The sequence below is a fragment of the Agrococcus jenensis genome, assembly GCF_003752465.1.
Taxonomy (GTDB): Bacteria; Actinomycetota; Actinomycetes; order Actinomycetales; family Microbacteriaceae; genus Agrococcus; species Agrococcus jenensis.
Genome location: NZ_RKHJ01000001.1, coordinates 1,197,509 through 1,223,748 on the forward strand (window position 1 = coordinate 1,197,509; position 26,240 = coordinate 1,223,748).

Annotated in this window: 23 protein-coding genes; 18 read left to right on the forward strand and 5 right to left on the reverse strand. The window is 72.0% G+C overall.

What is annotated here, in order from left to right; genetic code table 11:
• Window positions 1–83 precede the first annotated feature (83 nt).
• A complete protein-coding gene (locus tag EDD26_RS05955) occupies window positions 84–566 on the reverse strand; it encodes an Lrp/AsnC family transcriptional regulator (protein ID WP_123696868.1) in 483 nt (160 codons plus the stop codon).
• A 155-nt stretch (window positions 567–721) separates the two neighbouring features.
• Between EDD26_RS05955 and ald the strand changes: the two genes are divergently transcribed.
• The 3 genes from ald to EDD26_RS05970 all read left to right on the forward strand — a co-directional run bounded on the left by ald (window position 722) and on the right by EDD26_RS05970 (window position 4,750).
• Complete coding sequence (ald, locus tag EDD26_RS05960; protein WP_123696869.1) at window positions 722–1,819, forward strand: alanine dehydrogenase; 1,098 nt, start codon at window positions 722–724, stop codon at window positions 1,817–1,819.
• Between the two features lie 124 nt (window positions 1,820–1,943).
• Window positions 1,944–3,233 (forward strand): aminotransferase family protein, encoded by a 1,290-nt coding sequence (locus EDD26_RS05965; RefSeq protein WP_211333835.1) that lies wholly within the window; start codon window positions 1,944–1,946, stop codon window positions 3,231–3,233.
• Entirely contained in the window at window positions 3,230–4,750 is a 1,521-nt protein-coding gene (locus EDD26_RS05970) for an NAD-dependent succinate-semialdehyde dehydrogenase (RefSeq protein WP_123696871.1), read from the forward strand. The genes EDD26_RS05965 and EDD26_RS05970 overlap by 4 nt, the downstream gene beginning before the upstream one ends.
• Window positions 4,751–4,787: 37 nt before the next feature.
• Here the strand turns inward: EDD26_RS05970 and EDD26_RS14525 are convergent, their stop codons facing one another.
• Entirely contained in the window at window positions 4,788–5,537 is a 750-nt protein-coding gene (locus EDD26_RS14525) for a GntR family transcriptional regulator (RefSeq protein WP_170165544.1), read from the reverse strand.
• A gap of 121 nt (window positions 5,538–5,658) precedes the next feature.
• On the opposite strand from EDD26_RS14525, the gene EDD26_RS05980 reads away from it, so the two are divergent.
• The 12 genes from EDD26_RS05980 (at window position 5,659) to EDD26_RS06035 (ending at window position 20,439) form a co-directional block, all read left to right on the forward strand.
• A complete protein-coding gene (locus tag EDD26_RS05980; RefSeq protein WP_170165545.1) occupies window positions 5,659–6,906 on the forward strand; it encodes an MFS transporter in 1,248 nt (415 codons plus the stop codon).
• Window positions 6,907–6,970: 64 nt separating this feature from the next.
• Window positions 6,971–8,032, forward strand: a complete 1,062-nt coding sequence (locus EDD26_RS05985; protein ID WP_123696873.1) for an isocitrate/isopropylmalate dehydrogenase family protein — start codon at window positions 6,971–6,973, stop codon at window positions 8,030–8,032.
• Window positions 8,033–8,166: 134 nt separating this feature from the next.
• On the forward strand, window positions 8,167–9,801 hold the full coding sequence (locus tag EDD26_RS05990; protein ID WP_170165546.1) for an ATP-binding cassette domain-containing protein: 1,635 nt from the start codon (window positions 8,167–8,169) through the stop codon (window positions 9,799–9,801).
• A gap of 12 nt (window positions 9,802–9,813) precedes the next feature.
• Complete coding sequence (locus tag EDD26_RS05995; RefSeq protein WP_123696875.1) at window positions 9,814–11,730, forward strand: ABC transporter permease subunit; 1,917 nt, start codon at window positions 9,814–9,816, stop codon at window positions 11,728–11,730.
• A gap of 29 nt (window positions 11,731–11,759) precedes the next feature.
• Window positions 11,760–12,434 (forward strand): HAD-IA family hydrolase, encoded by a 675-nt coding sequence (locus EDD26_RS06000; protein ID WP_123696876.1) that lies wholly within the window; start codon window positions 11,760–11,762, stop codon window positions 12,432–12,434.
• Window positions 12,435–12,475: 41 nt separating this feature from the next.
• Window positions 12,476–14,008: an ABC transporter substrate-binding protein gene (locus EDD26_RS06005; protein ID WP_123696877.1), complete on the forward strand. Its 1,533-nt coding sequence runs from the start codon at window positions 12,476–12,478 to the stop codon at window positions 14,006–14,008.
• Window positions 14,009–14,098: 90 nt separating this feature from the next.
• On the forward strand, window positions 14,099–15,376 hold the full coding sequence (locus EDD26_RS06010) for an NAD(P)/FAD-dependent oxidoreductase (protein WP_245990045.1): 1,278 nt from the start codon (window positions 14,099–14,101) through the stop codon (window positions 15,374–15,376).
• Between the two features lie 32 nt (window positions 15,377–15,408).
• A complete protein-coding gene (locus tag EDD26_RS06015; protein ID WP_211333836.1) occupies window positions 15,409–16,896 on the forward strand; it encodes an aldehyde dehydrogenase family protein in 1,488 nt (495 codons plus the stop codon).
• A gap of 48 nt (window positions 16,897–16,944) precedes the next feature.
• Window positions 16,945–18,060, forward strand: coding sequence for an alanine racemase (locus EDD26_RS06020; RefSeq protein WP_123696879.1), 1,116 nt, complete (start codon window positions 16,945–16,947; stop codon window positions 18,058–18,060).
• Window positions 18,061–18,069: 9 nt separating this feature from the next.
• Entirely contained in the window at window positions 18,070–19,173 is a 1,104-nt protein-coding gene (locus EDD26_RS06025; protein WP_123696880.1) for an alanine racemase, read from the forward strand.
• A 19-nt stretch (window positions 19,174–19,192) separates the two neighbouring features.
• Window positions 19,193–19,702 (forward strand): RidA family protein, encoded by a 510-nt coding sequence (locus tag EDD26_RS06030; RefSeq protein WP_123696881.1) that lies wholly within the window; start codon window positions 19,193–19,195, stop codon window positions 19,700–19,702.
• Entirely contained in the window at window positions 19,699–20,439 is a 741-nt protein-coding gene (locus EDD26_RS06035) for an SDR family NAD(P)-dependent oxidoreductase (RefSeq protein WP_123696882.1), read from the forward strand. The genes EDD26_RS06030 and EDD26_RS06035 overlap by 4 nt, the downstream gene beginning before the upstream one ends.
• Window positions 20,440–20,487: 48 nt before the next feature.
• Here the strand turns inward: EDD26_RS06035 and EDD26_RS06040 are convergent, their stop codons facing one another.
• On the reverse strand, window positions 20,488–21,162 hold the full coding sequence (locus tag EDD26_RS06040; protein WP_170165547.1) for a haloacid dehalogenase type II: 675 nt from the start codon (window positions 21,160–21,162) through the stop codon (window positions 20,488–20,490).
• A gap of 142 nt (window positions 21,163–21,304) precedes the next feature.
• Here EDD26_RS06040 and EDD26_RS06045 point away from each other — a divergent pair, with 142 nt between their 5' ends.
• Both EDD26_RS06045 and EDD26_RS06050 read left to right on the forward strand, forming a co-directional pair.
• Window positions 21,305–22,375 carry a phosphotransferase gene (locus EDD26_RS06045; RefSeq protein WP_170165548.1) on the forward strand — a complete coding sequence of 357 codons (1,071 nt, stop codon included), beginning with the start codon at window positions 21,305–21,307 and terminating at the stop codon, window positions 22,373–22,375.
• Between the two features lie 16 nt (window positions 22,376–22,391).
• Complete coding sequence (locus EDD26_RS06050; RefSeq protein WP_123696884.1) at window positions 22,392–23,735, forward strand: aspartate aminotransferase family protein; 1,344 nt, start codon at window positions 22,392–22,394, stop codon at window positions 23,733–23,735.
• Here EDD26_RS06050 and EDD26_RS14625 read toward each other — a convergent pair.
• Window positions 23,732–24,898, reverse strand: a complete 1,167-nt coding sequence (locus EDD26_RS14625; protein ID WP_170165549.1) for an ROK family transcriptional regulator — start codon at window positions 24,896–24,898, stop codon at window positions 23,732–23,734. The genes EDD26_RS06050 and EDD26_RS14625 overlap by 4 nt on opposite strands.
• Window position 24,899: 1 nt before the next feature.
• Complete coding sequence (locus EDD26_RS06060; RefSeq protein ID WP_123696885.1) at window positions 24,900–25,628, reverse strand: GntR family transcriptional regulator; 729 nt, start codon at window positions 25,626–25,628, stop codon at window positions 24,900–24,902.
• Window positions 25,629–25,820: 192 nt separating this feature from the next.
• On the opposite strand from EDD26_RS06060, the gene EDD26_RS06065 reads away from it, so the two are divergent.
• Window positions 25,821–26,204 (forward strand): cupin domain-containing protein, encoded by a 384-nt coding sequence (locus tag EDD26_RS06065; RefSeq protein ID WP_123696886.1) that lies wholly within the window; start codon window positions 25,821–25,823, stop codon window positions 26,202–26,204.
• The last annotated feature ends 36 nt before the right edge of the window (window positions 26,205–26,240 follow it).

Sequence of the window (26,240 nt, forward strand, 5' to 3'; positions counted from 1 at the left end):
GCCAGCTGCTACTCGACGAGCGTGGTGCGGCTGCTGCTCGACGAGCGCGGTGAGGCTGCTCCTCGACGAGCGGGGAGCGCCGGTCAGTCGAAGGGGGCCGCCAGCGCGTTGCGCTGGTAGGCGAAGATGACGCTCGTGCGCGTCGAGGCGACGCTGTGCTGCGCCGAGAGGTGCTGCACGACGACGGCGCGCAGCTCCGACGAGTCCTCGACCGCGACGTGCACGAGGTAGTCGTCGACGCCGCCGACGAAGAAGAGCTGGATGACCTGCGGCAGCGCGCCCACCTCCGCCGCGAACCGCTCGATGCTCTCCTGCCGCGAGCCTGGCCGGAGGGTGACGCCGATCATCGCCTGCAGGCCGCGCCCGAGCGCCGCCTGGTCGATGCTCGCGTGGTAGCCGCGCACGATGCCGCGGCCCTCGAGCGCGCGCAGCCGCGCGTGGGCGGTGGACGGCGCCACGCCCGCCCGCGCCGCGAGCTGCGCGTTCGTCGCGCGCGCATCTCGCGCGAGCTCGCCGATGAGCGTGCTGTCGATCGGGTCGAGCATGCGCTCCCGAAGATCCTGCATCCGCGTGCCTCCCGCATCCGGCGCGATGTGCGACTGACGTCAGCATAGGCGCGATCTGCCGAAGGATCTGCGAAGAAGAGCCGCCTGACCCGAACAGGCCCCCAAGATGATGGCACTTCCCAGAACGATCGCACCACCGCAGCAGAGGAGCCCCCATGCGCATCGGCATCCCCACCGAGATCAAGAACAACGAGCACCGCGTCGGCATCACGCCCGCGGGCGTCGACGCCCTGACCGACCGCGGCCACACCGTGCTCGTGCAGGCCGGCGCCGGCGAGGGCTCGCGCATCACCGACGACGCCTACCGGGCCGCAGGTGCGACCGTCGTCGACGACGCGGCGACCGTGTGGGGCGACACCGAGCTGCTCGTCAAGGTCAAGGAGCCGATCGCCTCGGAGTACGGCTACCTGCGTGCCGACCAGACCCTCATGACCTACCTGCACCTCGCGGCCGACCGACCGCTGACGGATGCGCTGGTCGCGGCAGGCACGCCGGCGATCGCCTACGAGACGGTCCAGCTCGCCGACCGCTCGCTGCCGCTGCTCTCGCCGATGAGCGAGGTCGCCGGCCGCCTGTCGATCGCGGTCGGCGCACACTCGCTGCTGCGCGCGAGCGGCGGCCGCGGGACGCTCATGGGCGGTGTCGCCGGCGCTCCTCCCGCGGAGGTCGTCGTCATCGGCGGCGGTGTCGCGGGCGAGCACGCGGCTGCGAACGCCATCGGCCTGGGCGCATCCGTCACCGTCATCGACCGCTCGCTGCCGCGCCTCAAGGAGCTGCAGATGCGCTACGGCACCACGATCCGCACGCTCGCCTCGACGCGCCTCGCGATCGCCGAGGCTGTCGCGAACGCCGACCTCGTGATCGGCTCGGTGCTCATCCCGGGCGCCGCGGCGCCGAAGCTCGTGACCGACGAGATGGTCTCGACCATGCGCCCCGGCGCCGTGCTCGTCGACATCGCCATCGACCAGGGCGGCTGCTTCGAGGGCTCGCGCCCGACGACGCACGATGCGCCGACCTTCGCCGTGCACGACGCCGTCTTCTACTGCGTCGCGAACATGCCCGGCGCGGTGCCCGAGACCTCGACGCGCGCGCTCACGAACGCGACGCTGCCCTACGTGCTCGAGGTCGCCGACCGCGGCTGGGAGGCGGCGACGGAGGCCGACCCCGCGCTGCGCCTCGGGCTCAACACGCGCTCCGGCTCGGTCACGCACGCCGGTGTCGCGCGGGCGTTCGGCCTCGACCTCGCGGCCTGATCCGCTCCTTCGGATGCGCGGAAGGGCAGGCTCCACGCCTGCCCTTCCGCGCATCGTAGTATTGCCCTACAATCAGAGGATCCGCGCACCGCAGCGTGCTGACCATCGTCGAAGGAGCTCTGCCGTGACCACACCAGCCAACACGGGGTCCGCCCTCTGGAGCGCGCAGGCGCACATGCCGTCCGTGCTCGGGCGCCAGCTCGTCATCGCGCGCGGCGAGGGCAACTACGTCTTCACCACCGACGGCCAGCGCCTCTTCGACGGCACCGCGGGCCTCTGGCACGCCAACATCGGCCACGGCCGCGAGGAGATGGCGGAGGCCGCGGCGCAGCAGATGCGCACGCTCGAGACGTACCACGTCTTCGGCCGCTACCTCAACGACCGCGCGGTCGAGCTCGCCGAGAAGGTCGCGTCCCTCTCGCCGATCGCCGACGCCAAGATCATCCTCAACAGCGGCGGCTCCGACTCGATCGACGTTGCGCTCAAGCTCGCGCGCCGCTACTGGCAGCTGCAGGGTCGCCCCGAGAAGACGATGATCCTCAGCCGCGACCTCGCCTACCACGGGCTGCACGCCTACGGCACGAGCGTCGCGGGCCTCGACTTCAACCGCGAGGGCTACGGCACCGACTCGCTCGTGCCCGACACGGCGCGCTTCGACACCCACGACATCGAGCAGGTGCGCAGGACGGTCGCCGAGATCGGCCCGCACCGCATCGCTGCGATCATCGCCGAGCCGGTCCAGGGCACCGGTGGCGTCATCCCGCCGGCGCCGGGCTACCTCGAGGGCCTGCAGCAGATCGCCGACGAGCACGACATCCTGCTCATCCTCGACGAGGTCATCACCGGCTTCGGCCGCACGGGCCACTGGTTCGCGGCCCAGCGCTACGGCATCCGCCCGCACATCATCGCGATGGCCAAGGGCATCTCCTCCGGCTACTCCGCAGTCGGCGGCATCATCGTCGCGCCCGAGGTGTGGGCGCCCTTCTACCGCACGGGCGCGCCGATCTACCGGCACGGCACGACCTACTCCGGGCACGCGACGTCGGCGGCGCTCGCGCTCAAGAACATCGAGATCATCGAGCGGGAGGGCCTGCTCGACCGCGTGCTGCACCTCGAGGGCGTGCTGCACGCCGAGCTCGACGCGCTCGCGGGCGACGACCGCATCGAGGAGACGCGCGTCGCGGGCCTCCTCGGCGGCATCCAGCTGCGTCCGGAGCTCTCGGCCGAGCGCGTGACGGATGCGATGGTCGACGAGGGCTGGATCGCGCGGCCCCTGCGCGGCAACGTCGTGCAGATCAGCCCGCCGTTCACGACGACCGACGACGAGCTGCGCGGCATCGTCGCCGCGACGGTCTCGGCGCTCGACGTCGTCGCCGCCGATGCGAAGGCCGACAGCCTGGCGGTGGCCCGATGAGCGCCCGCGACGACCAGCAGCTCATCGAGCGCTCCGCCGCCGTCGCGCGCGACGTCGCGCAGCAGGAGCGCGAGCGCTCCGACGCCGCGATCGCGAGCGTGGTGCTCGACCGCCTCGAGCTCGGCACCACCGACACGTTCGAGGTGCACGACCCCGCCACCGGTCGGGTGATCGCGACGCCCGCGGACCACTCGATCGACGACGCGCTCGTCGCGCTCGCCCGCGCGGATGCGGCTGGCAGGGCGTGGGCGCGCACGACCGCCCGCCAGCGCTCCGACGTGCTCCACCGCGCCTACGGCCTCATCATCGAGCAGAAGGACCGCCTCGCCCGCGTCATCACGCGCGAGATGGGCAAGCCGCTCGCCGAGGCCTACGGCGAGGTGCAGTACGCCGCCGACTACGTGCGCTGGTACGCCGAGGAGGCGCTCCGGCCCGCGGGCAACTACCGCGAGAACCCCGCGGGCGGCTCGACGATCCTCACGACTCGCGCGCCGATCGGCACGACGCTGCTCATCACGCCGTGGAACTTCCCCATGGCGATGGCCACGCGCAAGATCGCCCCGGCGATCGCCGTCGGTTGCGGCGCCGTCGTGAAGCCGGCAGCGCTCACGCCGCTGACCACGCTCGTGGTCGCCGAGATCTTCGTCGAGGCGGGCGTGCCCGCCGAGCTCGTGCAGGTCGTGACCACGACGGATGCGTCGGGCTTCAGCAAGGCGCTCATGGCCGACGCCCGCGTGCGCAAGGTGTCGTTCACCGGCTCGACCGGCGTCGGCAGCGTGCTGCTCGGCCAGGCGGCGAAGCACGTCATCAAGAGCTCGATGGAGCTGGGCGGCAACGCCCCGCTGCTCGTCTTCGACGACGCCGACCTCGAGCGTGCCGTGGAGGGTGCGGTCGTGGCCAAGCTCCGCAACGGCGGGCAGTCCTGCGTCGCCGCCAACCGCATCCTCGTGCAGAGCGGCATCGCCGACGCCTTCGTCGAGGGCTTCACCGAGCGGATGCGCCAGGCGGTGCTCGGCAACGGCCTCGCGGAGGGCGTCACGCTCGGCCCCGTCATCGACGACCGAGCGGTGTCGAGCTTCTCGCGGCTCGTCGACGACGCCGTCGCGAAGGGTGCCGACCTGCGTACCGGCGGCGCGGCACCGGAGGGCGACGGCCACTTCTTCGAGGCCACCGTGCTCGACCGGGTGCCGGACGACGCGGAGATCGCGAACACCGAGATCTTCGGACCGGTGGCCGCGATCGCGCGCTTCGAGAGCGAGCACGAGGCCATCGAGCGCGCCAACAGCACGCCGTTCGGCCTCGCGAGCTACGTCTTCTCGCAGGACATCGACCGTGCCCTGAACATCGCCGACCAGCTCGACGCGGGCATGGTGGGCATCAACCAGGGCATCGTCTCGAACGTCGCCGCGCCGTTCGGCGGCGTGAAGGCGTCGGGCCTGGGGCGAGAGGGCAGCGGTGAGGGCCTCGAGGAGTACCAGGAGATCCGGTTCTACAACCTTGGCCGCCGCGGCGCCTAGCGCGGCTCGCGCGCTGATCCCGGGGGCGACCCCGGGGTCAGCCCGTCGCGCCGGCGCCGCCGGCTGCCAGGATCTGTCGGATGCGCTGGTGGTTCTCGTGCAGGTGCCCGGCGAGCGCAGCACGTGCGCCCTCGACGTCGCCGGAGAGCGCGGTGTCGAGGAGGCGCCGGTGGTGCGCGAGCACCGCCTCGTCGACGTGCCCGGGCTCGTCGTCGGTGTGCGACAGGATCAGCAGGTAGTAGCCGAGCTCGGTCGTGAGCGACGAGAAGAAGGCGCTGAGCCGAGCGCTGCCGAGGCCGTCGACGATCGCCGCGTGGAAGGCCATGTCGGCGGCGACGATCTCGCGCGCCTGCCCGGTGCCGGCAGCCGCGACCAGCGCCTCGAACGCGCCCTCGAGCGCTGCGACGCGCGCGGGCGTGCGCTCAGCGCCCACGGCGAGCGTCTCGAGGTGCAGCCGGGTGCGGAACAGGTCGTCGAGCTCATCGATCGACGGCGTCACGACCACGGCGCCGCGATGCATCTCGTAGCGCACGAGCCGGCCCTGCTCGAGCAGCCGGATGCCCTCGCGCACCGAGTTGCGCGAGATGCCGAGGCTCTCGGCGAGGGCGCTCTCGCGGAGGCGCTCACCCGGCCCCAGCGTGCCGTCGAGGATGAGCGCGGTGAGGTGGTCGGCGGCCTGCTCGGCGGCGCTCGTGCGCTGCAGCGCGAGCGGCGCGACCGCTCGCTCGGGCGCGGCAGCGACCTGCCGCGCCGCGGCTGCGCCGCTCGTCGTCCGTGCCTCGTCCATCCGCTGCAGTCTGCCAGCCGGCCCCGCTCGCGGCGACCAGCACCGCACCGTCGCGCACTGCGGCCGCGGCACTTCCGCATCCGCTCTTGCGTTATTGCGCATCTACGCAAAGAATGAAGCCATGTTCCTCGCTCTCCGCCACCGCGTGTTCCGCCGCCTCTTCGCAGCGCACGTCGTCGCGCTCCTCGGCACCGGCCTCTCGACGATCGCGATCGGCTTCCTGGTCTTCGACACGACCGGCGGCAACGCCGCCGGGGTCCTCGGCACGCTGCTGGGCATCAAGATGCTCACGTTCCTGCTGCTCGGGCCGCTCGCGCCCCTCGTCGCGCGCCGCGTGGGCACGAAGCGGCTGCTCGTGCTCACCGACCTCGCCCGCGTCGCGGTGGCGCTCGCGCTGCCGTTCGTCGGGGATGTGGTCACGGCCTACCTGCTGATCTTCGTGCTGCAGGCGGCGTCGGCCCTCTTCACGCCCACCTTCCAGGCCACGATCCCAGCCGTCGTGACGGATGAGCGCCAGTACACCGGAGCGCTCGCGCTCAGCAGGCTCGCGTACGACATCGAGTCCCTCGTCTCCCCGTCGATCGCGGGCGTCGTGGTGGTCGTGGCGTCGTCGTCGGCGCTCTTCTTCGGCACGGGCGTCGGATTCCTCGCATCCGCCCTGCTCATCGTCTCGGCGGCGCTGCCGAAGGCTGCGGCGCCCGCTCGCGGCGTGCACAGCGTGCGCCGCGAGATCGCTCGCGGCACGAGGCTCATGCTGCGGGTGCCGCGGCTGCGCGCGGTGCTGACGCTGCACCTCGCGCTCGCGTCGGTCGGCGCGATCGCGGTCGTGCTCACCCTGCCCCTCGTGCTCGGCGAGCTGGGCGGCGGCGAGGCCCAGGCGGCCGGCCTGCTCGCCGTCTACGGCGTCGGGTCGATCACGGCCGCCGTGCTGATGCCGATGATGATCGCCCGCATCGGGGTGCGTCCGTACATGCTCGCCGGCCTCGCGCTCATGATCGCGTCGATGGCCTTCGTGTGGCCCGTGCTCGCGCTCTCCTCCGGGCAGGACGCGCTGCCGTGGCTCTGGGCGATCTGGTTCCTGGCGGGCCTCGGCTACTCGGCGGTGCTCGCGCCGATGGGGCGGGTCCTGCGCGACGCCGTCCCGGACGACGACCTCCCCGACGTGTTCGCCGCGCAGTTCTCGCTCGCCCACGGCTGGTGGCTCATCAGCTACCCGGTCGCGGGCTGGGGTGCGACGGTCATCGGCTTCGGTCCGACCTCGCTGCTCCTCGCGGTGTTCGCCGCGCTCGCGCTCGGCTTCGCCGCGCACGCATGGCGCACGCCGTCGCTCGGGGAGATGCATCCGGAGCTCGCCGCCTCGCACCGGTGACCTCGAGCGAGCGGTTGTGTAGATTGTTGACAGTCTGCATCAGCAGCTCGACGAGGAGGACGACATGAACACCCACGTGATCACGGTGCTGGCAGGGGACGGGATCGGCCTGGAGGTCATGCCCGTCGCGATGGAGGTGCTCGAGGCCGCGATCGAGGGGCACGACGTGCGCCTCGAGTGGCGCGAGCAGCCGTGGGGGAGCGACTACTACCGCCAGCACGGCCGCATGATGCCGACGGACGCGATCACCACGATGACCGCCACCGACGCGATCTTCCTCGGCGCGGTGGGCCACCCCGACGTGTCCGACGTCGAGACGCTGTGGGGGATGCTCATCCCGATCCGCCGCGAGTTCGACCAGTACGTCAACCTGCGCCCGGTGCGCTCGTTCTCGGGCGTGCGCTCGTCGCTCGCCGGCGATCCCGAGATCGACGTCGTGATCGTGCGCGAGAACGTGGAGGGGGAGTACTCCGCCGTCGGCGGACGCAGCTACCAGGGCACGCCCTTCGAGGCCGCGCACCAGCAGTCGATCTTCACGCGGCACGGCATCGAGCGCATCACGCGGTTCGCCGTCGAGGTCGCCCAGGGCCGATCCGGCCGCCTCGTCTCGGCGACGAAGTCGAACGGCATCATCCACACGATGCCCTTCTGGGACGAGGTCGTGGCCGAGGTCGTCGCGCAGTCCGACGGCGTCCAGCTCGAGTCGGTGCTCATCGACGCGCTCGCCGCGCGCGCGGTGCGGTCGCCGCAGAGCATCGACGTGATCGTCGCCTCGAACCTGTTCGGCGACATCCTCTCCGACCTCGTCGCGGGCGCGGTCGGCTCGATCGGCATCGCCCCGAGCGCCAACCTCAACCCGGAGCGCGAGCACCCCTCGATGTTCGAGCCGGTGCACGGCTCGGCGCCCGACATCGCGGGCCGCGGCATCGCCAACCCGATCGGGCAGATCTGGGCAGGCGCCATGATGCTGCGCCACCTCGGGCATGACGACATCGCCACGGGTCTCGAGGAGGCCTTCACCGCGGTGCTCGAGCGCGGCGAGGTCACGCCCGACCTCGGCGGCTCGCTCTCCACCGTCGAGGTGGGTGCCGCCGTCATCGCGGAGCTGCGCCGACGCCGCGCGTGACGGGCATGTTTCGGAGCGGTAACGAGATGATTGGATTGTTGACAATCTGCCGCTAGGAGGTCTAGCGTCACCCGTAGGCCAGCAACGGAGCAGGCACCGATTCTCTGGACGGGGTGAGCATGCACAGTCTCGAAGTGACAGATCTGCGGATCTCGATCGGCGGCCGCACGATCGTGAACGGGACATCGTTCTCGGTCCGCGTCGGGCAGCGCGTCTGCCTGCTCGGCGAGTCGGGCTCCGGCAAGTCGCTCACGGCGAGCGCCGTGCTCGGCCGCCTCCCCTCCAACGCGGTGACCTCGGGCAGCATCAAGGTCAACGGCGTCGAGGTGCTCGGCGTGCCGGCCTCGAAGCGCCCGGAGGAGGCGCGGGTCGCGATGGTCTTCCAGGACTCCGCGGTCGCGCTCAACCCGCTCGTGCGCATCCGCGAGCAGATCATCGAACCGCTCCGCCGCCACCGCGGGCTCTCCCGCGAGGACGCGCTGCAGGCGGCCGTCGAGCTCGCCGAGTCGGTCGGCCTGCCCGACCCCGAGACGATCATCGACCGCTTCTCGGCAGAGCTCTCTGGCGGTCAGCGCCAACGCATCTGCATCGCCCTCGCCCTCGCGTGCAACACGCGGCTCATGGTGGCGGACGAGCCGACCACCGCCCTCGACGTCGTGACCCAGAAGCGCGTGCTCGACGTGCTGAAGAAGTACACCGCCGGGCAGCACACCCCCGCGCTCCTCTTCATCACGCACGACTTCGCGGTCGCCTCCGAGCTGTGCAGCGACTCCGTCGTGATGAAGGACGGCGACGTCGTCGAGGCGGGCCAGGTGCACTCGATCTTCGCCGCCCCCAAGAACCCCTACACCCGCGAGCTCATCCGTGCCGCCCGCGCCGCGACCGTCGACCCGTACGTCGAGCGGTTCAAGCGCGAGCTCGAGGACCTCCGCGCCGAGGACGCCGCGCAGGCGCCGGCCCGCGCGATGTTCTACGACATCGGGGAGGTCAGCCGGGCCTACGCGATGCCGCGCAAGGGCCTGTTCGGCAAGCGCGAGATGAAGACGGCGCTGCACCCGACCACCCTCACCATCGGGGCGGGCGAGCGCGTCGGCATCGTCGGCGTCTCCGGCTCCGGCAAGACGACGCTGCTGCGCCTCATGCTCGCGCTCGACACCACCGACACCGGTGCGGTGACGTGCGAGGGCAAGGAGGTCTTCCCGGCCGAGGTGCGCAAGCTCAAGTGGTACCGCCGCAAGGTGCAGTACGTGCCGCAGGACCCCGCGAGCACGCTCGACCCGCTCATGACGGTCGCCAAGCTCGTGCGCGAGCCGCTCGTGCGCCTCGGCGTCGACGGCGACCACGACGAGATGGTGCGCGAGGCACTCGACTCCGTGGGCCTCGACGAGACGTTCATGCACCGCCGCGCGAACGAGCTCTCGGGCGGGCAGGCGCAGCGCCTCGCCATCGCCCGGGCGATCGCGACGCGCCCCGACTTCCTGCTCGCCGACGAGCCCGTCAGCGGCCTCGACCTGCCGATGCGCGAGGCGATCGTCGCCCTGCTGCGCAAGGTCTCCGAGGAGCGCGGCACCGGCATCGTGGTCGTCTCGCACGACCTCTCGATGGTCGCGAGCCTGTGCGAGCGCACGGTCGTGATGCACGGCGGCGAGGTCGTCGAGGACCGCTCCACGAAGCAGGTCCTCACGGATCCGCGGCACGAGCGCACCAGGGAGCTGCTCGACGCCATCCCCACCCTCCACGTCATGCCCGCTGACCTGCAGATCGCCTAGGAAGGCACGCGAATGGCACTCTCGACCCAGGCCGTTCCCGCCCTGCGACGCACGCAGCGCCGGACCACGCTCTCGACCGGCTCGAAGGCGGCGATGATCTCGACGCTGTCCCGCGTCGGCACGATCCTCGCCGTCATCTTCCTGCTCGGCATCCTCCCGCTGCTCTCCGGCCGCGACATCGCCGCCTCGGTCTTCCGCACCCGCTACGCCGAGGGCGAGATGACGCCGGAGGCCCTCGAGGCCATCCGGCGCGAGCTCGGTCTGGAGGCCGGCCCGCTCGGCGCGTTCTTCGCCTGGGTGGGCAAGGCCGTGCAGGGCGACTTCGGCGTCTCCTGGACGACCAAGGAGCCGGTCATGCCGGTGATGCTCGAGGCGCTCGGCAACTCGCTCACCCTGATGCTCGCGGCCCTCGTCATCGCGATCGTCCTCGCCGCGCTGCTCACGATCCGCACCTTCCGCCGCGGCCTGGCCGGCCGCTCCGACCGCACGGGCGGCGGTCTCGCCGCCGCGTTCACCGCGCTGCCGGAGTTCCTGCTCGCCTCGGTGCTGCTCGTCGTCTTCGCGGTGTGGCTCGGTTGGTTCCCGCCCTTCGGCTGGCGCGGCATCAACTACGTCGTGCTCCCCGCGCTGTCCATGGGCCTGCCGGCCGGCGGCTTCCTCGGGCGACTCCTCTCGGATGCCCTCGCGAGCACGTTCAGCGAGCGCTGGGTCGCGACCTGGCAGGTCGCCGGATTCTCGAAGGCGCGGATCATCCTCGCGGTGATCCGGCGCACGCTCCCCGGCGTGACCGCACCGATGTCGCTCATCCTCGTCGGCATCACGGCCGGCGCTGTGGTGATCGAGCAGGTGTACGCGATCCCCGGCATCGGCCGCGCGACGCTCGCCGCCGCCCAGTCGCAGGACCTGCCGATGCTGCAGGGCGGCGTGATCCTGCTCATGATCCTCGCGGTGGTGCTCGGCATCGGTGCGACGCTGCTGCGCCGGGTGCTGCTGGGACCGGCGCTGCGCTCCAACTCCCTGCCGGCCGCGGTGCCCAAGACGCCCAGCTCGAAGTGGGCGCTGCTGCTGCCCGCCGCCATGCTCGCGCTGCTCCTCGTCGTCGTCCTCGCGGGTCTGCCGCGCGATCCCTTCGCGCTCGACTTCGCCCGCCTGCAGCCCCCGAGCTGGGAGCTGCCGCTCGGCGCCGACGCGAGCGGCCGCGACGTGCTCGCCCGCATCTCGCACGGCGCGCTCTCGACGATCGGCGTCGGCGCGGTCGTCGCGGCCGTCTGCCTCGGCATCGGTCTGCTCGTCGGGCTCTTCCCCAACCTCGGTGCCGGGCCGATCGAGGTGACGAACGCGGCCCCGCCGATCCTCGCGGGCCTCATCATCGCCGCCGTCATGGGCCCGTCGTCGTTCGGCGCCGCGGTCGCCGTCACGCTCGTCAGCTGGGCGCCGCTCGCGGCCCACACCGCGGCGCTCGTCGCGGAGGTGAAGGCGCAGCCGCACGTGAAGATCGCGCCGGTGCTCGGCGTCGGCCCGGTGCGCATGCTGCTGCGCTACGTGCTGCCGAGCGTCGTCGGCCCGGTCTTCCGCCACGCGTGCCTCCGCCTCCCCGGCATCGCGCTCGCGCTCGCCGCGCTCGGCTTCCTGGGCCTCGGCCCGCAGCCGCCGGCATCCGACTGGGGCCTCGTGCTCGCCGAGGGCCTGCCCTACGTGGAGCGCGCACCGCTCGTCGTGCTCGTGCCCGCCGGCGCGCTCGTGCTGCTGTCGATCTTCGCCGTCTCGCTCTCGAGCCTCAGCATCGACCTCCGCGGCGGCAAGGCCAAGGTCAGCCGCCGCAGGAAGCCGCTCCGCAACATCACCGACCAGCGCACGGGCCTCATCCCGACGGCCCTCCCCACCACCAGCGTCCCGCCCACGACCGACGTCACGTCGGTCACCCGATAGCCGTCCCGCACCACCACCGAAAGGCGCACATGTCCATCGAACTCCCTCGTCCGAAGTACATCTCCTTCGACGTCATCGGCACGCTCATCTACTTCGAGATGCGCAAGACGGTCGAGCCGATCGTCAAGGACCGCCTGCCGGCCGACCAGCTCGAGCCCTTCTTCGCCGACTTCAGCTTCATCCGCTACGACGAGGTCCTCGAGTACCACCCCTACGACGAGGTGCTCGAGCGCTCCTTCCGCCGCATCTGCGAGCGCTACGGCATCGAGGCTCGCGACGAGGACGTCGCCGCGATCCAGCGCGACGTGCTCGAGTGGGGCGCGCACCCCGACGTGCCCGAGCCGCTCGCGAAGATGGCCGAGCACTTCCCGCTCGTCGCGCTCTCGAACGCCGACGACCGGCACCTCAACACCTTCATCCCCCGCCTCGGCGCGCCCTTCCACGCGGTGATCACCGCCGAGCAGACCGGCGCCTACAAGCCGCGCGTCCAGGCCTTCGACCACATGCTGCGGCAGCTCGACGCGAAGCCGTCGGAGTTCCTCCACATCTCGTCGCACCAGCTCTACGACCACATCCCCATGGCCAAGCTCGGCTTCACCAACAAGGTGTTCCTCGACCGCGGCTACGACCCCGACCTGCCCGCCTACGGCGCGGTGCGCATGACCTCGCTCGACGAGGTCAACAGCGCCCTCGGCATCGCCTGACCCCGCACGACCTCCGCATGGCAATGAAAGGGAACACCATCATGAGCAAGACACTCAGGCGCAGGGTCGGGGCCGCCGTCGCCCTCACGGCGTCGGCAGCGCTCCTCCTCGCCGGCTGTGCCGGTGGCGGTGCGGATCCGGCCAGCAGCGAAGGCGGCGGCAGCGGCGAGGGCAGCGACCAGCGCATCCGGCTGGCGATGCTCCAGCCGCCGCAGACCGCGCTCAGCCCGTTCAGCGACGACGCCACCAAGCTCAGCCGCTGGAGCACCGCGGAGTCGCTCGTGCGGCTCAACGAGGACCTCGAGATCGAGCCGCTGCTCGCGACCGAGTGGGAGCAGACCGACGACCTGACGTGGGTGTTCACGATCCGCGAGGGCGTCACCTTCCACGACGGCGCCGCGCTCGACGCCGCAGCCGTCGAGAACAGCCTCGACCAGGCGGCTGCGGCCGACCCGGTGCCGCGCGTGCTGCGAGGCGTCACGCTCGACGCCGCGGCCACGGGCGACCTCGAGGTGACGATCACGACCGACGTGCCCGACCCGCTGCTCGTCAACCGGCTCGCGAGCGCACAGCTCTCGATCTTCTCGGATGCCGCCTACGGCGACGACGGCACCGTGAGCCCGATCGGCACGGGCACCGGGCCGTTCGAGCTCACCGAGCTCAGCGGCACGACCACCGCGACGCTCGACCGGTACGAGGAGTACTGGGGCGAGACGGCGCAGGCCGCCGGCATCGACGTGTCCTTCGTGCCCGACGGCGCTGCCCGCGCCGCCGCGCTCCGCTCCGGCGAGGCCGACGTCGCCGAGACGATCCCCGTCTCGCAGGCCAGCCTGCTCGACGAGACGATGGCCTTCGAGGTGCAGCAGTCGCGCACCACGTACCTCGCGCTCAACACCGAGAGCGGACCGTTCGCCGACCCGGCGGTGCGCGCCGCGGCCTACGCGGCCATCGACCCGCAGGTCATCGTCGACACGATCTACGAGGGCCGCGCCGACGTCGCGGAGGGCCTGATCGGCCCGGCCATCCCGTGGGCTGCAGACCTCCGCGGCGACGTCGAGCCGACCACGGAGCCTGCCGACGTGGAGGGCGTCGAGATCGTCCTCGCGGCCTACACCGACCGCGCGGAGCTGCCCGAGATCGCGGTGCGGCTCGAGGAGCAGCTCGAGGCCGCCGGCTTCGTGGTGACGCAGGACGTGCGCGAGTACATCAACATGGAGGACGAGCTGCTCTCGGGCGGCTTCGACTCCGCGATCATGTCGCGCAACGTGCTGCTCGACACGGGTGACCCGCTGTCGTTCGAGGCTGCGGACTTCACCTGCGAGGGCGGCTTCAACATCGCTCGGCTCTGCGACCCGTCGGTCGACCAGCTGGTCGCGGACGGTCAGCCGCTGCCCGTGGGCGACGACCGCCAGCAGGCGACCATGGACATCGAGGCCGCGATCATGCAGCTCGGTGCCGCGGTGCCCATCGCGCACGACCGCGTCGTCCAGGGCGAGGCCGGCACCTGGACCGACGTCGCTCGCGACCCGCTCGAGCGTCGCCTGATCACCGAGTTCACCCGACCCGCCGAGTAGCGGGCACGACCGGGCGGGGCGCGCTCGCGCCCCGCCCGGTCCCTCACACGCACCCACGCACGAAGAGAAACGACGGAGACCCCCGTGAAGATGCACTCCTACTGGCTCGACACGTCCACGCCGAGCGGTGACTACAGCAGCACCCCGATCCCCAAGGAGGTGGACGTCGCGGTCGTCGGCGGCGGCTTCACCGGGCTCTCGACGGCGTACCACGCGGCGAAGGCCGGCAAGTCCGTGGCGCTGCTCGAGGCGAACACGGTCAACTGGGGCGCATCCGGCCGCAACGGCGGGATGGCCACGACCGGCCTGGCGATCGGCTTCCGCAGCGCGATGAAGCGCTACGGCGAGCAGCGGGCCATCGGGTACTTCAACGAGTACAACAAGGCGATCGACCTCATCGAGAACCTCGTCGAGGACCACGACCTCGACGTCGACTACGAGCGCTCGGGCAAGATGACCCTCGCCTGGAAGGCGTCGCACTTCGAGGGCATGCAGCGCACGGCCGAGGACCTCAAGCGGCTCGTCGGCCAGCCCGTCGAGCTCGTCGACCGCGCCAACATCCGCACGGAGATCGGCTCCGACGTCTACCACGGCGCGCTCGTCGACCCGCTCGGCGCGGGGATGCACGTCGGCAAGTTCGGCCACGCGCTCGCGGGCCTCGCCGTCGACGCCGGCGCCACGATCCACGAGCGGGCAGAGGTCGTCGACGTCGAGCGCATCGGCGACACCACGATCCACGACCTGAAGACGACGCGCGGCACCGTCCGCGCCGGCAACGTCGTGCTCGGCACGAGCGGCTACACGGGCAAGCCCTTCGGCTGGCAGCAGCGCCGCATCATCCCCGTCGGCAGCTTCATCGTGGTCACCGAGCCGCTGCCGCAGGCGGTCGTCGACGAGCTGCTGCCGAACCGGCGCATGGCGTCCGACAGCAAGAACTTCATCTACTACTTCCGGATCACGCCCGACAACCGCCTGCTCTTCGGCGGCCGCGCGCGCTTCGCGCTCTCGGACCCGTCGCAGGACCGCAAGAGCGGCGAGATCCTGCAGAAGGCGATGCACCACATCTTCCCGCAGACGCGCGACGCGCGGATCGACTACATGTGGGGCGGCCTCGTCGACATCTCGATGGACCAGATGGTCCACGCGGGCGAGCACAAGGGCATCCACTACTCGCTGAACTACTCGGGCCACGGCGTGCAGATGGCGAACTACATGGGCAAGGTCATGGTCGACGTCATCTCGGGCAACCCCGAGGCGAACATCTGGCGCGACCTCAAGAACCCCTGGATCCCCGGGTACTTCGGAGAGCCGTGGCTGCACCTCCGCGCAGGAGGCGCCTACTACGGCCTGCAGGACAAGTTCAGCTGAGCTGAGAGGAAGCGTCGAGGAGGATGCGAACGATGGGTGCAGGCAACGTCGGTGAGGCGATCAGCGTGATGGACGGGGATGCGGGGCTCGACGCTCTGGCGATCCCAGGCGGGGGGTATGTCGACGGCGAGTGGATCACGGACGACCTCTCGCTGGCCGTCACCGATCCCGAGGACGACGCGCTCATCGCTCGCGTCCACGTCGGCGACACCGCCACGATGGAGCGCGCGATCGCCGGCGTGCAGCGCAGCCTCCGCGAGGACGACTGGGAGCTGTGGGAGCGGCGCGAGGCGCTCGAGCGGGCGGCCGCCCTCATCCGCCAGGAGTCCGTGCGCCTCGCGCGCATCATCTCGGCCGAGAGCAGCAAGACCATCACCGAGGCGACGCGAGAGGCGGCGCGCACGGCGGAGACCATCCGCCTCTCGGCGGCATCCGGTCACCTGCTCGAGGGCGAGACGCTCGCGCTCGCCGACACCCCGCGCGGCGCCGGGCGCTTCGGCTGGAACCGCCGGGCGCCGCTCGGGGTGATCGCGGCGATCACGCCGTTCAACGACCCGATGAACCTCGTCGCGCACAAGGTGGGGCCGGCGCTCATCGCGGGCAACGCCGTGGTGCTGAAGCCGGCGAAGGCGACGCCGCTGTCGGCGCTCGCGCTGCTCGACATCCTGCTGCGCGCGGGCGTGCCGAAGGGCCGGATGGCCGTGCTCGTCTCGGAGCGCGACGCGGGCACCGCGCTCGTCAGCGACCCGCGCGTGGCCGCCGTCTCGTTCACCGGCGGACCGGTCACGGGCGACGCGCTCGTGCGGGCGGCCGGCGCGCGCAAGATCCTCATGGAGCTGGGCGGCAACAACGCGGTCGTGGTGTGCGAGGACGGCGACGTCGCCGCCGCCGCGGCGGGCATCGTCGACGGCGCCTTCGGCGTCGCCGGCCAGAACTGCCTCTCGGTGCAGCGCGTGTACGTGCACGAGAGCCGCTACCGCGAGCTCGTCGACCTCGTCGTCGGCGGCACCTCGAAGCTCGTCGTCGGGTCGAAGCGCGACAGCGCGACCGACGTCGGCCCGCTCATCTCCGAGCGCGAGGCGCGCCGCATCGAGGGCTGGGTCGACGAGGCGATCGCCGACGGGGCGACGCTCGCGATCGGCGGCGGCCGCCGGGGCGCGTTCTACGACCCGACGGTGCTGCTCGACGTCGCCGACGACGCGAAGGTGCTGCGCGACGAGGTGTTCGGCCCCGTCGTCTCGATCGTCGCCTACAGCGACCTCGACGACGCGCTCGCCCGCGTGGACGACACGGAGTTCGGGCTGCAGGCCGGCATCTTCACCGCGTCGATGGCCACCGCGATGCACGCCGTCGATCGGCTGCACGTCGGCAGCGTGCTCGTCAACGAGACCAGCGACTTCCGCATCGACTCGATGCCCTTCGGCGGCTCGAAGCGATCGGGCGTCGGCCGCGAGGGCGTCGCGAGCGCCGTCCTCGAGATGAGCGAGCCGAAGAACGTGATCGTCAGCCTGCTGGGATAGGGCCGCCGATGCCCGGCCCCGAGCGGGCCGGGCTGACCGAGGAGGCGCATGGACAGGATCATCGACGCGGTGCGGCAGCACCGCGACGCCTTCGACACCCCGGCGGTGGTCGTGCTCGGCGAGGTGCTGCGCGAGAACATCGCGCGGATGCAGGCGTTCGCCGACGGCCACGGCGTCGCGCTCCGCCCGCACGTGAAGACCCACAAGTCGGTCGACATCGGGCGCATGCAGCTGGCGGCCGGCGCGAGCGGGATCACGGTCAGCGACCTGCACCAGGCCGAGGTCTTCGCCGCCGACGGCGTCGACGACATCTTCCTGGCGTTCCCGCTGTGGCCCTCCGCGCCGAAGGCAGCACGCGTGCGGCGACTGCTCGAGACGGTCGACCTGAAGCTCGGGCTCGACAGCCACGAGGCGGTCGACGCGACGGTCGACCGCGGCCTCGCGGGCGTGGATCGGCTCGAGCTCGTCATCGAGGTCGACTGCGGCGGGCGGCGCTCCGGGGTCGCGCCCTCCGCGGCCGGCGACCTCGCCCGGTACGCCGCCGACCGTGGCCTCGAGGTGGCCGGCGTCTTCACCTATCCCGGTCACGGCTGGGCGCTCGGGGCGGCGGAGGGCGCGGCGCACGACCAGACCGCTGCGCTCGCGGCCGCCGCATCGGGCCTGCGGGAGGTCGGCATCGAGCCGCGGATCGTCAGCGCCGGCTCCACGCCGACCTTCGCGTGGTCGGCCGCGCCCGGGATCACCGAGATCCGGCCGGGCGAGTACGTCTTCTTCTCGATGGACCACTGCGACCACGGCATCTGCAGCCCGGACGAGATCGCGCTCTTCGTCGCGACGACGGTCGTGAGCGCTGGGCCGGGGAATCCGCAGATCATCGACGTCGGCACGATGGCGATCGGCAGGGAGGTCGACGACCGCGGTCACTACGGCCGGATCGCCGGGGGCGGCGGCGCCGTCACCCGCGTGAACGAGTACCACGGCTTCCTCGACCCGGGGGAGTCGCCGCCGCACCCGATCGGCACGGTGCTGCCGCTCATCCCGACTCACTCGTGCACCGCCGTCCAGAACGCCAGCGAGCTGCTCGTGCTGGAGGCGGACGGCACCGTCGACCGCTTCCCGGTGCAGCAGCTCGGCCCGATGCTCGCGGCGCGCGAGCGCTCGTAGGAGATGCAGATGCAGTCGTTCCAGGCCGTCCTCGCCGCGCTCGGCGATCGCGTGAGCACGCCGGCGCCCGTGGTGCTCATCGACGTCGTCGAGGAGAACATCCGTCGCATGCAGGCCTTCGCGGATGCGCACGGCAAGGCGCTCCGGCCGCACGTCAAGACGCACAAGAGCGTCGAGATCGGCAGGCTGCAGCTCGACGCCGGCGCGATCGGGCTCACCGCCGGCAACCTCAGCGAGGCCGAGATCTTCGCCGAGGCGGGCTGCGACGACATCTTCCTCGCCTACCCGCTCTGGGCGACCGGCACGAAGGCCGAGCGGCTCGTGCGCCTGGCGCAGGAGACGTCGCTGAGCGTCGGCGCCGAGAGCATCGCGGCGGTCGACCGGCTCGCCGACGCGATGGGCGACCTCGTCGGCATGCTCGGCGTCGTCATCGAGATCGACTGCGGCGCGCGACGCTCCGGGGTGCGACCCGACGATGCGGGCGCGCTCGCCGCGCACGCCCGCACGCGCGGCCTCGTGCCGCTCGGCGTCTTCACGTACCCGGGGCACGGCGGCAGCGTCGGCGCGCCCGAGGCCGCGGCGCGCGACCAGGCGCTCGCCTTGCGGACGGCGGTCGCGTCGCTCGCCGAGCACGGCATCGAGGCGCAGACCGTCAGCGCCGGCTCCACGCCCACCGCTGCGCTCAGCACCGATCCGGTCATCACCGAGATCCGGCCGGGCGAGTACGTCTTCAACGACTTCGACAACCTGCGGATCGGCGACTGCAGCGCCGACGACATCGGCCTGTTCGTGGCGACGACCGTGGTCAGCGACCAGGGGCACCCCCACGTCGTGGTCGACGCCGGCACGAAGGCGCTCGCACGGGAGGGCAATCCCGAGCGCGGGTACGGCCAGGTGCCCGACTACGGCGGCTACCTGCTGCGGCTCAACGAGTACCACGGCTACCTGCAGCTGCCGGAGGGCGGCGCGCGGCCGGCGGTCGGCGAGCGCATCGTGATCGTCCCGCACCACGTCTGCCCGGTCGTCAACAGCTTCGAGCGGCTCATCATCGCGAACCGCGCCGGCGAGCTGCTCGGCACCTGGACCGTCGATGCGCAAGGACAGCTGAACTGATGATGGAGAGGCACGACCGATGAGCGACGCAGACGCCCGCACGGGTACACACACCCTGGCCGACACCGAGACCGACCCCGCCGCGGCGCTCGCGGCGCTCGGCCTCGAGCTGCCGGTCATCGCCGACGACCCGAAGTACATCAACTGGCGGGCAGCACGTGACGGGACCGTGCACATCTCTGGGCAGCTGCCCTACCGCGACGGTGTGCTGCCGCTCGCGGGCGTCGTGGGCGACACCGTCGAGGTCGACGCGGCGCGCGAGCTCATGGCGCAGGCGACGCTCAACGCGCTCGCGGTCGCGGCGAGCGCCCTCGGCGGCATCGAGCGGGTGCGCATCGTGCAGATGCTCGTGTTCGTGCTGAGCGCCCCCGGCTTCGGCGAGCAGTCGCGGGTCGCGGATGCCGGCAGCGAGCTGCTCGTCCAGGTGCTCGGCGAGCACGGCCGGCACGCGCGCACTGCGATCGGCGTCGCCGGCCTGCCGCGGAACAGCCCGGTCGAGGTGCAGATGGTCTGCGAGGCGCGCGCGTGAGCGCCGCCGCGGCGCTCACGGTGCTCATCACCGGCGCCTCGAGCGGGATCGGCGAGGCGGTCGCGGAGCGCTTCCGCGCGGCGGGCGCGCGCGTCTTCCTCACCGGCCGCCGCGACGCGGCCCCCGCGAGCCTGCGCGAGGGCGAGCGCTACCTGCCGGGCGACCTCGGCGACGAGGCGTTCGTCGCGCGGCTCGTCGCGGAGGCCGTCGACGAGCTCGGGCCGCTCGACACGGTCATCGCCTGCCACGGGCTGCAGGCCGACGGCGAGCTCGTCGACATGGCGCTCGACCGCGCCGCCCAGCTGCTCGACGCGAACGTGCTGAGCGTGTTCGCGGTGCTGAAGCACGCGGTGCCGGCGATGCGGGAGGGCGGCGGGCAGATCGTGCTCGTGAGCTCGAGGCTCGGCATCGTCGGCATCCCCGGGCAGGTGATGTACACCGCGGCGAAGGGCGGCCTCATCATGCTCGGCAAGGGCGCCGCGATCGAGCTCGCGCCCCAGAACATCCGCGTCAATGTCGCGGCACCGGGCCTCACCGAGACGCCGGTGATCGAGGCGTCGTTCCAGCGGAGGGACGACCCGGAGGCGTACCGCGCGCAGCGGGCCGCCACCATCCCCATGCGCCGGCTCGCACGCCCGGAGGAGGTCGCCGAGGCGATCTACTTCCTCGGCTCGCCCGCATCCTCGTACATCACCGGCGCCGTGCTGCCGATCGACGGCGGCTACACGGCGGCCTAGCGGCCCCGGTCGGCGATTGCGTCGCCAGGGCCGGGGCGCAGGGAGGCATCACTCGATGCCGAGCGCGGTGACGACCTCGTCGAGCGACGTGACGCGGACCGCGCCGTACTCGGGCAGGTCGGGGTCGTAGCCGCGGTCCAGGAAGACCTTGTTGGTGAAGCCGAGCTCCGACATGGGGATGTGGTCGTAGAGCTGGTGGGAGGCGATGTGCATGATGTCGGACGGGTCGCAGTCGAGCGACTCCACGAGGTAGTCGTACGCGCGCAGGCGAGGCTTGTACGCACCGGCCTGCTCGGCGGTGAGCACCGCGTGGAAGGGCGCCCCGAGCTTCGGGATGCTGACGGCGAGGTGCCGGTCGTCCGCGTTCGAGAGCGCGACGAGCGGGAAGTGCTGGGCGAGCTTCGCGAGCGGTGCGGGCACGTCGGGATGCGGTCCCCACGTGAGGAGCGCGCCCTGGATCGCGGTCACGTCCTCTGCGGAGGCCTCGATGCCGAACCGCTTGCATGTGCGCCGGAAGGAGCGCTCCAGGATCTCGTCGTACGGGCGGTACTCCATGACCTCGTCGTACCGGTTCAGGCGGAAGCGCTCGAAGAACGGCTCGAGCCTGTCGGCGCCGAGCCGCTCGGACACGAGCGGCTCGACCGTCGCGCGCAGCTGGTAGTGGATGAGCGTGCCGTAGATGTCGAACGAGATGTACTTCGGACGGCGGAGCGTGAGGGTCATCGGGTGCCTTTCGCCAGCTGCGAGATGCGAGCACCGCACGTCGCGGGCCCGTGCATCCATATTGACTCAGCCTGAGACAAAACGCTACCGTTGCGTCGGCGGACTCGCAGCGGGCGGTGCGCGAGAGCGACGGGAGCGCGGCGTGGACGATGCGGTCGAGGGCCTCTTCCGGGCGACCGGCCTCACGGGCCCGCCCCACGTCACCGACGAGCCGCTCGTCCTCCGCGCGCTCGCCGAGCACTACGACATGCACGGGCGACTCACGCGGCTCGACACCGAGAAGGACTCCACCTTCCGCTTCACGGGCCGGCGCGGTGCGGTCGACGGCGTGCTCCTCGTGAAGGTCTCCCAGCCCGACGAGCCCGCGGCGGTGGTGGCGTGCCAGGTCGACGTGGTGGGCTTCGTGCAGCGGCAGGACGCCGGCATCCGGGTGCAGGGCATGGTCCCGGACGCCGCGGGGGAGCTCCTGCGTCCGCTGCTCGACGACGCGGGCCGGCCGCTCGGACTGCTGCGCGTGCAGGAGTACATCCCGGGGACGCTGCTCGCCGACGCCGCTGCGTCGCCCGAGCAGCTGCGCGAGGTCGGCGCCACCCTCGGCAGGCTCGACGTGGCGCTGCGCGGCTTCCAGCACGAGGGGGAGGAGCGAGCGCTCGTGTGGGACCTCTCGCGCTTCCCGAGCCTGCGCGCGCTCGTCGAGCTCGAAGCGGATCCGGAGCGGCGCGAGCTCGCGCTCCGCGCCTTCGACGGCTTCGACCAGCACGTCGCACCGCGGCTCGGCACGGCGAGGACGCAGGTCATCCACGGCGACTTCAGTCCCTACAACGTCATCGTCGAGCCGGGCGCCGATCCCTTCGTCCAGGGCGTCATCGACTTCGGCGATGCCATCCGCACCGCGGTGATCTTCGACCCCGCCGTCCTCCTCGCGAACCACCTGCACGGCGCGCTCCTCCACCCGTGGGCGGCAGCGCGCGAGCTGCTGGCCGGCTACCGGCGCGAGCTCCCGCTCAGCGACGTCGAGGTCGACATGCTGATCCACGCGACGCTCGCGCGCGTAGCGCTGCGCGCGCTCGTCGCGAACTGGCGGATCGCTCGCGGGACCGAGCGCGAGGCGTACATCCGCTCGCACGCTCGCCACGACTGGGATCGGCTCGAGCGCGCGCTGCGCGTCGGCACCGGCCCCGCCTTCGACTACCTGATGCACGCCACCCCCTGAAGGAGCGACGACCGCCATGGCCACACTTGCCGCAGAGCGCTACCCCAGCCGGTTCGATCCGTCCCGGCTCGACGAGGTCGAACCCGCCATGCGCGCCAACATCGAGCGCCGCCTCGACGTGCTCGGGCCGGGCTACCTGCTCATCTACAACGACCCGGTCGCGTTCGTGCGCGGCCGGGGAGCGCACCTCTTCGACGCCGACGGCCGCGACTACCTCGACGCGTACAACAACGTGCCCGTCGTCGGCCACTGCCATCCGCACGTCGTCGAGGCCGTGAGTCGGCAGCTCGCGACGCTCAACACGAACACCCGGTACGCGCAGGAGGGGCTCGTCGACTACGCCGAGCGCCTCGTCGCGCTGCTGCCGGAGCCGCTGCAGCGCGTGACGTTCGCCTGCTCGGGATCGGAGGCGAACGACCTCGCGCTCCGCGTCGCGCGCCACCACACCGGCCACGAGGGCGTCATCGTCAACCGGTACGCCTATCACGGCATCACACGAGAGGTCGCGGGCATCTCGCCCGCCCTGGGGGAGGGATCGCCGCTCGGCGCCAACGTGCGGGTGATCGACCCGCCGGACCCGACCCTCGTCCCGGCGGGCGGCGACCTCGCCAGCCACATGCTCGACGAGACGTGGCGGGCGATCCACGATCTGCGCCGTCACGGGTTCGGCACCGCGGCGCTCGTGCTCGACCTGTCGTTCATGAGCGACGGCATCTTCCCCGAGCAGGACGGCTACCTGCAGGGCATGGTCGACGAGGTGCACGCCGCGGGCGGCGTCTTCATCGCCGACGAGGTGCAGGCTGGGTTCGCGCGCGTCGGTGCCGGCTTTTGGGGCTTCGCCCGCCATGGCGTCGTGCCCGACATCGTCACCATGGGCAAGCCGATGGGCAACGGCATCCCGCTGTCCGCCGCCGTCTTCCGGCCCGAGGTGGCGCGCGACTTCGGCGAGCAGGTGCGCTACTTCAACACGTTCGGCGGATCGTCCGTGCCCATCGCCGCGGGGGCCGCGGTCCTCGACGTGTTCGAGCAGGAGCGCGTCCCCGAGCGAGCGGAGCGCGTCGGTGCTCGGCTTCGCGCGGGCATCGGCGCGCTGCTGGCGGACTCGCCGCACGTCGCCGACGTCCGCGGGTCGGGGCTCCTCGCGGCCGTCGAGATCGTGGAGGACCGCGACGGTCGAGCACCGGATCGCGCGCGCACGACCCGCGTGATCGACGGGATGCGGGAGCAGCGGATCCTCATCAGCGCGGCCGGCCCCGGCGTCAACGTGCTGAAGATCCGACCGCCGCTCGCGTTCGACGACGCGGACACCGACCGCTTCCTCGAGTCCCTGGAGGGCGTGGCGCGCCGCGAGCTGCGCTAGTCCGTCGGCCCGACGGCGGGAGGCCGCTCGCCGGCGTCGCCCGCGATCCTCGACGAGATCGATCGCTGGACGGCCCGGCGCGCGATGAGCGCCGCACCGGCGGAGGTCGAGTGCCCACGCGTGCTCGGGTCCGCGGTGATGATCCGCGGCGGCTCCGCCAGCTGCTCGGACAGCTGCGCCGCCACAGCCGGGAGCATCAGCTCGACGAGCGGCACGAGGCGACCGGCCAGGACCACCACGGGGGGATCCGCCATGACCGCGACGACCCGGAGCGCCGCGACGAGTGCCGCCGCGAACGTGCTGCGGATCCCGTCAGCCTGCGGGTCGAGCTCGGTCCAGAGCTCGTCGACGTGCCCGAGCTGGACCCCGCGCAGCGATGCGTAGGACTCGAGCCCGTGCGTGCTCAGGAGTGCCCCGAGCGTGCTGTCCGCCGCGGGGTCGTGGAACGGCAGCAGCGAGAAGTCGCCGAAGGCGCTGCTGAACCCGCGCGCGCTCGAGCCGTCGCGGCGGCGCATGGCGACCGTCAGCACCGTGCTCATGTTCAGGAGCACGGGACCGACGGTCCCGGGGACGACGCCCTCCATGGTGAGCCCTGCGAGGGCCATGTTCGCGTCGCTGTCGAACGTCACGGGCGCGCCCACGGCGGCCGCCAGCTCGAGCGCGAAGTCGGTGCCGGCGAGCGGGCCGAACGTCAGCGGCGGTCGCGAGATCTCGACGCCGCGCAGCACGCGTGCGGGCACCGCCACCGCGACCCCCCGCAGCGGTGCGCCGGATGCGCGGCTCGCCACGTCGATCCTCGTCGCGAGCCATGAGACCGCCGCGGCGCGGGAGTCCCAGGTGGGGGTGGCCTCGGTCGCCCACGCCAGCTCACGACCCACGATGTCGGTCGCGAGCACCCCGGTGCTCTGCAGCCCGAGGCTGACACCGATGACGTGCCCGAGCGAGCGCGGGATCGTGAGGCCCTCCGGCCGCCGTCCGCGCTTCGATGCGTGCGGAGCGAGGTCCGCAGGCACCACGAGGCCCTGCGCAGCCAGGTCGTCCACCAGGCGGGAGACGGTCGCCTTGCTCAGTGCGCTGGCTGCGACGAGATCGCCTCGCGTCGCGATGTCGTGCGACAGCAGCGCGTCGAAGACGCTGGCGAGGTTGCGCGACCGCTCGCTCACCTCATCGCTCGTCGCCCTCGCGCCGCCAGGAGGGGCGATGCGGCCAGGTGGCCCCCTGCGGCTCTGTCAGCTGCCGCTCCGCACTGCTGAGCGAGAGGTGCCGGTGCAGGGTGCCGTGCAGCACGGCCATGTCACCGTCGCGCAGCTGCTCGGCGATGGCGCGGTGGCTGGGGATCACGCGCTCGGGTCGCGGATACGCGCCCGGGAAGTGCGTGAGGGACATGAGCGCCTCGGTCGCGAGCGTCGCGTAGGCGCGCGTGAGCCGGCTGTTGCCGGCCTCGCTCACGAGCCGGGTGTGGAACTCGAGGTCGAGTCGTCCGAGCGTGGTCCAGTCGTCGGACGCGAGCGCCGCCTGCATGCGGTCGACGATAGCGTCCAGCACCTCGGCGGTCGCAGCGCAGCGCTCCGGTCCGCCTCGCAGGAGGATCTCCGCTGCGGCGCACTCGATCACCTCGCGGGAGTGGTAGATCTCTGCGACATCGCGGGTGGTGAGCTCCTGCACGAAGACCCCGCGGTTCGGGCGCGACAGCAGCAGCCCCTCCTGCACGAGGCGGTGCAGCGCCTCCCGCACCGGGCCGCGCGAGACGTTGAGCTGGCTCGCGACCTGCGCCTCGTTGATCTGATCGCCGGGCGAGAACGCGCCGTCGATGATGCCCTCGCGCAGCTGGTCGGCGATGACCACCGCGGTGGGTCGGCTGTTGATGACCGAGAGGGTCTGGACGCCGTTCATGCGAGCTCCCGACTCCGGGGCGGTGCGGATGGCCCGACGCCGATGGATTGTAGACAATTTCAGGGTACGCGCGATTGCTGGCCCTGCCTAGGTGGTTGTCGATTGTTGACAATCGAAACCCGGCCATTCGATACTGGGATTGCGCAGCCCCACAGGGAGGGCGCGCACCGGCGCAACGAGGAGCGTGCAGCGATGCCGAAGTCCATCCACATCACCGATGTCGTCACGACCGACGCCGGCGAGCACCACGACAAGGCGACCGCGGAGGAGCCCGGCCAGACCGAGTCCTCCCGCACCGTGTGGGAGTCGGCCGAGGGCATCCGCTCGGGCGTCTGGGAGGTCACCCCCGGCGCCTTCAGCAGCACCCGCCCGGAGTACCACGAGATGTGCCAGATCGTCTCGGGCCGAGCGACCATCTTCGAGGAGGACGGCTCGAGCTTCGAGGTGCAGGCCGGCTCGCTCTTCGTCACGCCCGAGGGCTGGAAGGGCCGCTGGGTCGTGCACGAGACGCTGCGCAAGGCGTGGGTGGTCATCCCCTTCGCCGCACTGGCCGCCCCGGTGCGCAGCGACGCGTAGGCACTCGGCACGACAGAGCAGAGGCGCCGCCCCGAT

What these genes read in the sequence shown, in the direction of transcription:
- EDD26_RS06030 (WP_123696881.1), top strand. Translation starts at nt 19,193, where the DNA reads ATGAGCGACGCAGACGCCCGCACGGGTACACACACCCTGGCCGACACC.
- EDD26_RS05955 (WP_123696868.1), bottom strand. Translation starts at nt 566, where the DNA reads ATGCAGGATCTTCGGGAGCGCATGCTCGACCCGATCGACAGCACGCTC.
- EDD26_RS06000 (WP_123696876.1), top strand. Translation starts at nt 11,760, where the DNA reads ATGTCCATCGAACTCCCTCGTCCGAAGTACATCTCCTTCGACGTCATC.
- EDD26_RS05970 (WP_123696871.1), top strand. Translation starts at nt 3,230, where the DNA reads ATGAGCGCCCGCGACGACCAGCAGCTCATCGAGCGCTCCGCCGCCGTC.
- EDD26_RS06060 (WP_123696885.1), bottom strand. Translation starts at nt 25,628, where the DNA reads ATGAACGGCGTCCAGACCCTCTCGGTCATCAACAGCCGACCCACCGCG.
- EDD26_RS05985 (WP_123696873.1), top strand. Translation starts at nt 6,971, where the DNA reads ATGAACACCCACGTGATCACGGTGCTGGCAGGGGACGGGATCGGCCTG.
- EDD26_RS06020 (WP_123696879.1), top strand. Translation starts at nt 16,945, where the DNA reads ATGGACAGGATCATCGACGCGGTGCGGCAGCACCGCGACGCCTTCGAC.
- ald (WP_123696869.1), top strand. Translation starts at nt 722, where the DNA reads ATGCGCATCGGCATCCCCACCGAGATCAAGAACAACGAGCACCGCGTC.
- EDD26_RS06025 (WP_123696880.1), top strand. Translation starts at nt 18,070, where the DNA reads ATGCAGTCGTTCCAGGCCGTCCTCGCCGCGCTCGGCGATCGCGTGAGC.
- EDD26_RS06050 (WP_123696884.1), top strand. Translation starts at nt 22,392, where the DNA reads ATGGCCACACTTGCCGCAGAGCGCTACCCCAGCCGGTTCGATCCGTCC.
- EDD26_RS05980 (WP_170165545.1), top strand. Translation starts at nt 5,659, where the DNA reads ATGTTCCTCGCTCTCCGCCACCGCGTGTTCCGCCGCCTCTTCGCAGCG.
- EDD26_RS06040 (WP_170165547.1), bottom strand. Translation starts at nt 21,162, where the DNA reads ATGACCCTCACGCTCCGCCGTCCGAAGTACATCTCGTTCGACATCTAC.
- EDD26_RS06065 (WP_123696886.1), top strand. Translation starts at nt 25,821, where the DNA reads ATGCCGAAGTCCATCCACATCACCGATGTCGTCACGACCGACGCCGGC.
- EDD26_RS05995 (WP_123696875.1), top strand. Translation starts at nt 9,814, where the DNA reads ATGGCACTCTCGACCCAGGCCGTTCCCGCCCTGCGACGCACGCAGCGC.
- EDD26_RS06010 (WP_245990045.1), top strand. Translation starts at nt 14,099, where the DNA reads ATGCACTCCTACTGGCTCGACACGTCCACGCCGAGCGGTGACTACAGC.
- EDD26_RS06005 (WP_123696877.1), top strand. Translation starts at nt 12,476, where the DNA reads ATGAGCAAGACACTCAGGCGCAGGGTCGGGGCCGCCGTCGCCCTCACG.
- EDD26_RS06015 (WP_211333836.1), top strand. Translation starts at nt 15,409, where the DNA reads ATGGGTGCAGGCAACGTCGGTGAGGCGATCAGCGTGATGGACGGGGAT.
- EDD26_RS14525 (WP_170165544.1), bottom strand. Translation starts at nt 5,537, where the DNA reads ATGGACGAGGCACGGACGACGAGCGGCGCAGCCGCGGCGCGGCAGGTC.